This is a genomic window from Chitinophaga sp. HK235 (assembly GCF_018255755.1).
GTDB lineage: Bacteria > Bacteroidota > Bacteroidia > Chitinophagales > Chitinophagaceae > Chitinophaga.
On the sequence record NZ_CP073766.1, the window covers coordinates 4,440,001 to 4,442,500 of the forward strand.

2 rRNA genes (1 of these 2 cut by a window edge) are annotated in these 2,500 nt (G+C 46.6%); both read right to left on the reverse strand.

The window, feature by feature from the left end:
* Positions 1–202 precede the first annotated feature (202 nt).
* Positions 203–314: ribosomal RNA gene (gene rrf / locus KD145_RS16180) — 5S ribosomal RNA — on the reverse strand.
* A 119-nt stretch (positions 315–433) separates the two neighbouring features.
* Positions 434–2,500 (reverse strand): 23S ribosomal RNA (locus KD145_RS16185) (it continues 811 nt past the right edge of the window).

Sequence of the window (2,500 nt, forward strand, 5' to 3'; positions counted from 1 at the left end):
ATTTCAACTTTATTGCTAATTATTTCTATTTCAAAACGGTCCAATGTGACGGACCTACGTAGATGTATACACACTGTATACATAAAGGAAGGTAATCGATGGTCTCTGTTAATGTATCAGAGAGCTTTATAAGAAGAGAAGAGCTTCTACTCTAAGAGAAAGAAAAAGGTCCTGGCGTTGTCACCAGGACCTTTCTTAATAAATATGGCAGTTACCTACTCTCCCGCATGATAGTGCAGTACCATCGGCCATGAGGGGCTTAACTTCTCTGTTCGGAATGGGAAGAGGTGAACACCCTCGGCATAACCACCATAAGATCTTTAGCTGCGATGATCGCTCATCTGAGATGCAGGGGCTTTCGCTTGCCTTATCTCCAGCTGATAATAAGATAACATATTGGGAAAGTCGTATACGAACTTTGCAGTAATAAATAAAATTAAAGCTTACGGGCAATTAGTATTACTCGGCTTTGATGTTACCACCTTTACACCTGTAACCTATCAACGTCGTAGTCTCCGACGGCCCTTAAAAGTAAACTCATCTTGAAGCAGGTTTCACGCTTAGATGCTTTCAGCGTTTATCCTGTCCGTACATAGCTACTCTGCACTGCACCTGGCGGCACAACAGATACACCAGCGGTACGTACGACCCGGTCCTCTCGTACTAAGGTCATGTCTCCTCAATTTACTAACGATCACAACAGATAGGGACCGAACTGTCTTGCGACGTTCTGAACCCAGTTCACGTGCCACTTTAATCGGCGAACAGCCGAACCCTTGGGACCTTCTCCAGCCCCAGGATGTGACGAACCGACATCGAGGTGCCAAACCTCACCGTCGATATGAGCTCTTGGGTGAGATCAGCCTGTTATCCCCGGAGTACCTTTTATCCTTTGAGCGATGGCCCTTCCATACAGAACCACCGGATCACTTTAGCCTGCTTTCGCACCTGCTCGGCTTGTTTGCCTCACAGTCAAGCACCCTTATACTAATGCGCTCTGCGTACGATTACCAACCGTACTGAGGGTACCTTTGCGAGCCTCCGTTACCTTTTAGGAGGCGACCACCCCAGTCAAACTACCCACCAAACAATGTCTCCGTTGCCGGATTAGACTCTAAATAACAGAAGGTTGGTATTTCAACGATGACTCCACAACTCCTGGCGAAGCTGCTTCATAGTCTCCCAACTATCCTACACATCTGGCATTCAAAATCAATGTTAAGTTGTAGTGAAGGTTCACGGGGTCTTTCCGTCCCGTTGCGATTAACCGGCATCTTCACCGATACTACAATTTCACCGAGCTCGTGGTAGAGACAGTGTACAACTCATTAGACCATTCGTGCAGGTCGGAACTTACCCGACAAGGAATTTCGCTACCTTAGGACCGTTATAGTTACGGCCGCCGTTTACTGGGGCTTCAGTCAGAAGCTTTGGATTACTCCGAACATCCTTCCTTAACCTTCCAGCACCGGGCAGGTATCAGGCTCTATACGTCATCTTTCGATTTTGCAGGGCCCTGTGTTTTTGTTAAACAGTTGGTTGTACCATTTTACTGAGACCACATTACTGTGGTACGCCTTATCCCGAAGTTACAGCGTCAATTTGCCTAGTTCCTTTACCACGGATCACTCGAGCGCCTTAGAATACTCATCTCGACTACCTGTGTCGGTTTACGGTACGGGCTGCTATAAACGAACCTTAGAAGTTTTTCTTGGAAGTCTGATTAGGGACATTATCAGCGCTGCCGAAGCTTTGCTGTACTATCAGGTTCAGCACCATCTGCGGATTTTCCTACAGTCAGTATACCTACACCCTTCAACGCACTATTCCGTAAGTGCGCAGTCCTTTCACTACTCCGTTACTCCATCGAATTTATAGCAGGTACTGGAATATTCACCAGTTTGCCATCAGCTACGCCTCTCGGCTTTGCCTAAGGACCCGACTAACCCTGATCCGATTAGCGTTGATCAGGAACCCTTAGTCTTACGGCGATAAGATTTTTCATCTTATTTATCGTTACTTATGCCTACATTTTCTTTTCTAAACGCTCCAGCATGTCTCACAACACACCTTCGATGCAGTTTAGAATGCTCCCCTACCGTCTAGCATTGCTGCTAGGCCTAAAGCTTCGGTTGTATGTTTGATGCCCGATTATTTTCCGTGCCCAAACCCTCGACCAGTGAGCTGTTACGCACTCTTTAAATGAATGGCTGCTTCCAAGCCAACATCCTGGCTGTTTTAGGATTTGAACCGCGTTTGTTCAACTTAACATACGATTAGGGACCTTAGCTGTTAGTCTGGGTTATTTCCCTCTCGGCCATGGACCTTAGCGCCCACAGCCTCACTCCTGGAGATTATGTTATAGCATTCGGAGTTTATTAGGGTTTGGTAGGCGGTGAAGCCCCCTAGCCCAATTAGTAGCTCTACCTCTATAACACGTCTATATCCAAGGCTGTTCCTAAAAACATTTCGGGGAGAACGAGCTATCTCTCAGTTTGAT